The organism is Nonomuraea sp. B19D2, assembly GCF_040137845.1.
Classification (GTDB): domain Bacteria; phylum Actinomycetota; class Actinomycetes; order Streptosporangiales; family Streptosporangiaceae; genus Nonomuraea.
The window spans coordinates 267,801-275,049 of record NZ_JBEFAK010000012.1 but is presented as its reverse complement, the minus strand read 5'-3'; the positions used below and the strand labels follow the sequence as shown (position 1 = coordinate 275,049).

Below are 7,249 nucleotides of genomic sequence, written 5' to 3'. Positions count from 1 at the left end.
GGTTGCTCACGTGTTACTCACCCGTTCGCCGCTCGAGTACCCCGAAGGGCCTTTCCGCTCGACTTGCATGTGTTAAGCACGCCGCCAGCGTTCGTCCTGAGCCAGGATCAAACTCTCCAAACAATGTCTTGTCCGGAAAACAAATCCGAGCTATCCGTCAAAAAGACGGGGTCATGCATGTATCTCATGCACTGGCTTTTAACACACTGTTGAGTTCTCAAGAAACGGACGCGTACATCTTCGCTCAGGCCTTCTGGCTTTCGCTCGGAGGCGTACCGTTCGTTTTCCTAAAATTTACCGAGTTTGCCGTTTCCTGTCAAATCCGAGGATTTGCTGGGAGCCGGTCATACCTGGCTAGGATGGTGCACCCCGTTTCCGGGGCAACCCTCTCAACTTACCGTGTCATCCAGAGCGTGTCGAATCAACCGATTTTCCGGTGGGTTCAACGCACCCGACGACGACCTCATGCGAGAGCATGCCGAAGCAGCTCCGCCGAGTGGCTCGTCATTTCAAGGGGCTTGCGCGGGGGCCCGTCCGCCTGAGTGGCGTCCGGCTCGCTCCCGGCGCGAACTGAAAGACTAGGTCGCGATCCGCGCCACGTCAAATCGCCTCGCCAAGCGGGCTGTCATCACCCGGCGGAGCAAGGCTTGCCACCGCTCAGCCAGGCGGGCTCGTCACCGCCCGGCCAGGCGGGTCCGCCACCGCCCGGCCGGACAGGCTCGTCACAGTTGCTGGGCGGCGCGGGCGATGGCCTCACCGCACCGAGCCAACAGGTCCCGCAGAGTCTTGCGCTCCTCGGCGCTGAACTCGGCCGCGATCGCCCGCTCGACCACCACGGCCCGCTCGTCCGCCGCCTCCAGCGCCGCGCGCCCAGCCTCGGCCAGCCGGGTCTCCAGGACATTGCGGTGCCAAGGGTGGGGCGAGCGCTCGATGAGTCCGCGCTCCTCCAGGTTCTTCAGCACAACGGTCATGGCCTGGGGCGTCACCAGGCACGCTCGTGCCAGCGCGGCGCCCGAGATTCCGGGGTTGTCGGCCAGCGTGAACAGGGCAGCGTACTGGGGAACGGTCAGCCCCGCAGGCCGGATGGCGGCCTGCTTTGCGGCGATCAGTGCCTGCTCGGCGCGCTTGATGTCCAGTCCGAGGCGTTCGTCCGCATGCATTCCCATGCCAGGAATGGTACAACATTGATGGTTATCAAAGCTTTGATAGCCACCCCACAACGATGCCTGAGAAAGAGGCGTGATGATTCCCGAGAGCCACCTGGACCTGCTGCACCGGCCGTTGTTCGCCCATCTGGCGACGATCGGGCCCGACGGGGCGCCCAACGTGAATCCGGTCTGGACGATCTGGGACGGAGAGCACTTGCGGTTCACGACCACGATGGACCGCCGCAAGTATCGGAACGTCATGGAACATCCGCAGGTAGCGGTCTCCATCAACGATCCGGAGAAGCCGTACCGCTATGTGGAGATCCGTGGCGTGGTCGAGCGGGTCGAGCCCGATCCGTCGGGCGACTTCTTCGACGTGCTGGCCAACCGCTACGGCCTGGAGTACGAGCGCCCGGTCGGCGATGCCGAGCGACGAGTGGTGATTGTTATGAAGCCGACACGCACGACCCAGCAATAGCCGGCCGAACGCGTATCCTGCCCCGGTGACCACAGCCGCCACACTCGCTCCCCCCACCCGCCCCGCCGAACGGCTCCGCACGTCCACCCCATGGTGGATGGCATTGCTCGCCGGGGCCGCGGCATTCACCGGGACGGGCTCCGCCACCCTGAACGGCGACGAACTGGCCACCATCAGCGCCGCTTCCCGGTCGCTGCCGGGCATGTGGGAGCTGGCTCGCCACATCGACGGGCACTTCCTCCCGTACTACCTGTTCATGCACCTCTGGGCGAAGGCCGGCACGGCGGAGCTGTGGTTGCGGTTGCCGTCGGCGGTGGGGATCGGCGTGGCGGCCTGGTTCCTGGTCGACCTGGGCAGGCGGCTGCACAGCGCACGAGCGGGGGTGACCGCGGCCGCCGTCTTCGCGATCCTGCCCTCGGTGTCCTACTTCGGGGCCTTCGCCAGGCCGTACGCGCTCGCCGCGGCCGCCGTCGTGTTCTCGTTCTGGGCGCTGCACCGGGCGATCGAGCGGCCGGGCGGAAGGCGGTGGGTGCTGTACGGGATCGCGGTCGCGCTCGTGTGCTGCACCCATCTGTTCGCGGTGCTCGTGTTCCCCGCTCAGCTGGCACTGGCGCGCCGGAGCTGGGTGGTGCGCATGCTGGCGGCGCTGTCGCTCGGTTGTCTGCCTGCTGTCGTGCTGGGGTTGGTCGGGTTCGGGGAGCGGCACGCGATCAGCTGGATTCCACAGCGCGGGCCGGAGGTGTGGCTGAAGTTCCCGAAGATGGCGGCGGGGGCGAACGGGCTCGGGGTGATGTTGTTCGCGATGGCGCTGGCCGGTGCGGTGCTGCTGTGGAGAGCCTCGCGCGGGCCTCGGACCGCGGCCCCGCGAACGGGCGGCCTGCCGGCGGAGGCGCGGGTGACTGAGCGGGCGCGGGTCACCGACCAGGCATGGATGGCTGACAGGGCGCAGGTCACCGACCAGGCGTGGATGGCTGACAGGGCGCGGGTGACTGGCCGGGCGTGGGTGTTCGCGCTGGTCGGCTGGCTGGTCCTCCCTCCCGTGCTGCTGCTCGCCGTCTCGCAGCTCGTGACGCCCGTCTATGTGGATCGGTATCTCTTCGTGACCGCGCCCGCGCTGGCGCTGCTGGCCGGGCTCGCCGTGGCGTCCCTTCCCCGGCTCCACGTGGTTGCCGCCGCGGTGGTCGTGCTGCTGGGGTGCGCGCTGTCGTTCCAGGAGCATGTGACGGTACGCGAGGAGAACGGGCGGTTCGAGAACATCCCGTGGGCGCTGCGCGTCATCAAGGCCGAGCCCGATGACGCGATCGTCTACGGGCAGAGCCAGCTCCGCACCGGTTTCGAGTACTACGCCGACTCCGCGATGCCCGTGGACGTGCTCAAGGCCGGCGACGTGCCCTCGCCGGACGGATTCGGGTATCCCGAGCGGTCCGACGTGGACGCCGCCTTGCAGGGGCGGGACCGGGTCTGGGTGGTCTGGCGCGGAAGCAAACAGTCGGCGATTCCACGGGTGGCGGAAGTGCAGAAGGCGGGGTTCCGGCTGAGCCTGGCCAAGCACTCCGCTGATCTGCCGGGGCTGACGGTGGCGCTGTTCACCCGCCGGTGAACGCGAAAGCGGGCCCTTCCACTTCGGAAAGGCCCGCTTCTGTGCAAGAGCTAGGAGCCGGCGACCTCGACGCCGCCGATCGACTTCTTGCCGCGCCGGAGCACCATGAACCGCCCGTGCAGCAGGTCGTCCGAGATCGGCACGTACGCCTCATCGGTGATCTTGACGTTGTTGAGGTACGCCCCGCCCTCCTTCACGGCACGCCGGGCCGCCGACTTCGACTCCACCAGCCCGCTGTCGGCGAGCAGGTCCACGAACGGCACCCCGAGGGCGGGAATCTCCGCCCTGGGCACCTCGGCCAGCGCGCCTTGCAGGGTGGCGGCCGACAATTCCTCGAGCGCCCCCTGACCGAACAGGGCCTTGGAGGCGGCCACCACCGCGGCCAGCTCCTCCTCCCCGTGCACCAACGTCGTCAGGTCCTCGGCCAGCGTGCGCTGTGCCTCCCTGGCGAACGGGCGGTCGGCGACGGCCTTCTCCAGCTCGTCGATCTCCTCACGCGAGCGGAACGTGAACACCCTCAGGAAACGGATCACGTCGCGGTCGTCGGCGTTCAGCCAGTACTGGTAGAACGCGTAGGGAGAGGTCAGCGCCGGGTCGAGCCATACGGCGCCGCCCGCGGTCTTGCCGAACTTGGTGCCGTCGGCCTTGGTGATCAGCTTGCCGGTCAGGGCGTGGACGTGAGCGCCTTCGACGCGCCTGATCAGGTCGACGCCGGCGGTGATGTTGCCCCACTGGTCGCTGCCGCCCACCTGGAGCTCGCAGCCGTTGCGCCGGTAGAGCTCCAGGTAGTCGTTGGCCTGCAGGATCTGGTAGCTGAACTCGGTGTAGCTGAGCCCCTCGCCGCCGAGCCTGGCCGCGACGGACTCGCGAGCGAGCATGCGGTTGACCGGGAAGTGCTTGCCGACGTCGCGCAGGAAGTCGATGGCCGACAGCCCGCCCGTCCAGTCGAGGTTGCTGACCAGCGTCGCGGCGTTGGGAGCCGGCTCGAAGGACAGGAACTTCTCCACCTGGACCCGGATGCGCGACACCCACTCAGCCACCACCTCGGCGGTGTTGAGCACCCGCTCGGTGCTCTTGCCGCTGGGGTCGCCGATCAGACCTGTCGCGCCGCCGACCAGGCCGATGGGCTTGTGACCCGCCCGCTGGAAGCGCGTGAGGATCAGCAGCGTGGCCAGGTTGCCGACGTGCAGCGAAGGTGCGGTCGGGTCGAAGCCCGCATAGACCGTGATCGGACCTTTCGACAGCACGTCGCGCAGGGCGTCGATGTCGGTGGTCTGCGCGAGGACGTCGCGCCATTCGAGTTCATCGAGAATGTCGGTCACGGTGCCGGCTTTCCATTGAGACGTTGGACATTAAGTATGACAAGCGTGCCCGATCGCCTGGGTTGACCGCCACTTGGATACGCTCTGTCTCCATGTGGAGGGTCCGTCGCGAGCTGGCCGTTTTCAAGATCTTAGGGGCTCTGGCGTGTGCCGGGCTCGCCGTCTACTGGTGGTTCCAGGGCGACGTGCGCGGCGTGATCCTGGCCGTTCCCGCGGCCGTGCTGATCGGCGGGATGGGGCTGCGCGACCTGCTCGTCCCCGTACGGCTGGCCGCCGACGAGAGCGGGATCACCGTGGTGCACGGGTTCGCAGGCAAGCGGCACGTGCCCTGGGAGGCGATCTGGGAGATCAAGGTCGACGTACGCAGGCGGTGGGGGCTGCGGAGCGAGATGCTCGAGATCGACACCGGCGACAACCTGCACATCTTCAGTTCTCACGAGCTGGGCACCTCTCCCACGGAGGTGGCCGCGGCGTTGCGGCGGCGCGGCACGTGAGGGCGGTACGGCGACACGGTCGGGTCGCCGTCGATCCAGAACCGCCACGGGGTGTCCTTGGCGGTCGAGATGCCGGTGCGCGGGCCTGACCTGATCGAGGCCGGGTCGGCCGGGCGGCCCTCCAGCACGGCCGCCGCTCCGTGGGGCACGCCGGTCAGCCGGTGGCCGGAGGCGAAGGGGGCCTCGCCGGGAAGCGCCCGCGAGGCGTCCCCGATCGCGTCGAGGCCGTTGTGCTCGCGGAGCAGGCCGAGCACGACGGCCAGCCTGGCGGGGCCGCGCGCCAGGTCCCGATCGGGGATCGTCCTGCCGCGTGCCGCTGCGCCGTCGCCCCTGGAAGAGCGGCCGTTGCCCGTGGCGGAGCGCCGGGCGCGGGCCTCCTCGATGCCTGCCACCACCTCGCCCGCCCGCAGCAGCACGGCCGAGCCGAAGCCGTCGGGCAGGCACACGAGGTTCGCGCAGAAGTGCATGCCGTACGTGAAGTACACGTACAGGTGGCCCGGGGGGCCGAACATGACGGCGTTGCGCGGCGTCTTGCCCCGGTAGGTGTGGGCGGCCGGATCCTCGCCGGGGCCGCCGTACGCCTCGACCTCGGTCAGGCGGACAGCGACGATGCCATCCACACTGCCGTGCACGAGCACGCGCCCGAGCAGGTCGGGCGCCACCTCGTGCGACGGCCTGTCGAAGAAGCTCCGCGGCAGCGCGGCGGGGCTCAGCTCCCCGCTGCCCATGCCGCCTGCGCGTCGACCGCCTCCCTGAGCGCGATGAGCTGGTCGCGTACGCGGTCAGGGGCGGTGCCTCCGTGGGCCTTGCGGGCGGCCAGGGCGCCGGGCACGTTGAGCACGTCGCGCACGTCGGGCGTCAGGTGCGGCGACACCTTGACCAGTTCGTCGTCCGTGAGCTCGCCCAGGTCCTTGTCGTTGACCTGGCACCACACCACGAGATGGCCGACCGCCTCGTGGGCCTCGCGGAACGGGACCCCGCGGCGTACGAGCAGCTCGGCCAGGTCGGTGGCCAGCGCGAAGCCGTCGGGGGCCGAGGACTCCAGCCGGGCGGTGTTGACGCGCATGGTCGCGACCAGCCCGGCCACCGCGGGCAGGACCAGCAGCAGGGTGTCGACCGCGTCGAAGACGGGCTCCTTGTCCTCCTGCAGGTCGCGGTTGTAGGTCAGCGGCAGGCCCTTGAGCGTGGTCAGCAGCGACATCAGGTTGCCGATCAGGCGTCCGGACTTGCCGCGGGCCAGCTCGGCGACGTCGGGGTTCTTCTTCTGGGGCATGATCGACGAGCCGGTGGAGTAGGCGTCGTCCATCTCGATCCAGCGGAACTCCTGCGAGGCCCACAGGACGATCTCCTCGCCCAGCCGCGACAGGTGCACGCCGATCATGGCCGCGTCGAACAGGAACTCCGCCGCGAAGTCGCGGTCGGCGACGGCGTCCATCGAGTTGGGCGCGGCGGCCGAGAAGCCCAGCTCCTCCGCCACGGCCTGCGGGTCGAGCGGCAGCGACGAGCCCGCCAGCGCCCCCGCGCCGAGCGGGGAGATCGCGGCGCGCCTGTCCCAGTCGGTCAGCCGGTCGATGTCGCGGGCGAAGGCGTGCACATGGGCCAGCAGCTGGTGACCGAACGACACCGGCTGCGCGTGCTGCAGGTGCGTCATGCCGGGCGCGGCCGTCTCGGCATGCTGCTCTGCCTGGGCCATGAGCGCGGTTTCCAGCTCGACCAGGCGCGAGACGACCGTGCGGGCGTGGTCACGCAGATAGAGGCGCAGGTCGGTGGCGATCTGGTCGTTGCGTGAGCGCCCGGCGCGCAGCTTGCCGCCGAGCGAGCCGAGCCGCTCGAGCAGGCCGCGCTCCAGCGCGGTGTGCACGTCCTCGTCGGCGACCGTCGGCCGGAACTCGCCCGCCTTGCAGGCGCGCTCCAGGTCGTCGAGCGCGCCGATCATGCGCTCGAGCTCGTCGTCGCTCAGCAGCCCCGCCCTGTGCAGCACGCGCGCGTGCGCCCTGGACGCGGCCAGGTCGTACGGCACGAGCCGCCAGTCGAAGTGCACGCTCACCGACAGCCGGGCCAGCGCGTCGGACGGGCCGCTCTCGAAGCGCCCACCCCACAGCCGCATCGGCTTGCCATCACTCACCGTCATCTCCTTCGTGTCCCCCCGGACCATAGTGCAAGTCACCCCTTCTTTGCGTCTCGCGCGGCGGCGATCTTAGAGGTAC

Annotated in this window: 7 protein-coding genes and 1 rRNA gene; 3 read left to right on the top strand and 5 right to left on the bottom strand. The window is 69.3% G+C overall.

Going from position 1 to position 7,249, the window contains the following annotated elements:
* Both ABN273_RS23900 and ABN273_RS23895 read right to left on the bottom strand, forming a co-directional pair.
* Positions 1–123, bottom strand: a 16S ribosomal RNA gene (locus ABN273_RS23900); the annotation flags it as partial.
* 599 nt (positions 124–722) lie between these two features.
* On the bottom strand, positions 723–1,166 hold the full coding sequence (locus ABN273_RS23895; RefSeq protein ID WP_349451187.1) for a MarR family winged helix-turn-helix transcriptional regulator: 444 nt from the start codon (positions 1,164–1,166) through the stop codon (positions 723–725).
* A gap of 76 nt (positions 1,167–1,242) precedes the next feature.
* On the opposite strand from ABN273_RS23895, the gene ABN273_RS23890 reads away from it, so the two are divergent.
* Together ABN273_RS23890 and ABN273_RS23885 are read left to right on the top strand one after the other, a co-directional pair.
* Entirely contained in the window at positions 1,243–1,626 is a 384-nt protein-coding gene (locus ABN273_RS23890) for a PPOX class F420-dependent oxidoreductase (protein WP_349451186.1), read from the top strand.
* Positions 1,627–1,651: 25 nt separating this feature from the next.
* Complete coding sequence (locus ABN273_RS23885) at positions 1,652–3,226, top strand: glycosyltransferase family 39 protein (RefSeq protein WP_349451185.1); 1,575 nt, start codon at positions 1,652–1,654, stop codon at positions 3,224–3,226.
* A 50-nt stretch (positions 3,227–3,276) separates the two neighbouring features.
* Here ABN273_RS23885 and tyrS read toward each other — a convergent pair whose 3' ends face one another.
* The gene (gene tyrS, locus ABN273_RS23880) at positions 3,277–4,548 is read right to left on the bottom strand and encodes a tyrosine--tRNA ligase (RefSeq protein ID WP_349451184.1); all 1,272 of its coding nucleotides are present in this window, start codon (positions 4,546–4,548) and stop codon (positions 3,277–3,279) included.
* A 92-nt stretch (positions 4,549–4,640) separates the two neighbouring features.
* On the opposite strand from tyrS, the gene ABN273_RS23875 reads away from it, so the two are divergent.
* Positions 4,641–5,042, top strand: a complete 402-nt coding sequence (locus ABN273_RS23875; protein ID WP_349451182.1) for a PH domain-containing protein — start codon at positions 4,641–4,643, stop codon at positions 5,040–5,042.
* Here ABN273_RS23875 and ABN273_RS23870 read toward each other — a convergent pair.
* Together ABN273_RS23870 and argH are read right to left on the bottom strand one after the other, a co-directional pair.
* Positions 4,982–5,770 (bottom strand): DNA-3-methyladenine glycosylase, encoded by a 789-nt coding sequence (locus ABN273_RS23870; RefSeq protein ID WP_349451181.1) that lies wholly within the window; start codon positions 5,768–5,770, stop codon positions 4,982–4,984. The genes ABN273_RS23875 and ABN273_RS23870 overlap by 61 nt on opposite strands.
* Positions 5,752–7,173, bottom strand: a complete 1,422-nt coding sequence (gene argH / locus ABN273_RS23865) for an argininosuccinate lyase (protein WP_349451180.1) — start codon at positions 7,171–7,173, stop codon at positions 5,752–5,754. Before argH ends, ABN273_RS23870 begins: the two co-directional genes overlap by 19 nt.
* Positions 7,174–7,249 lie beyond the last annotated feature (76 nt).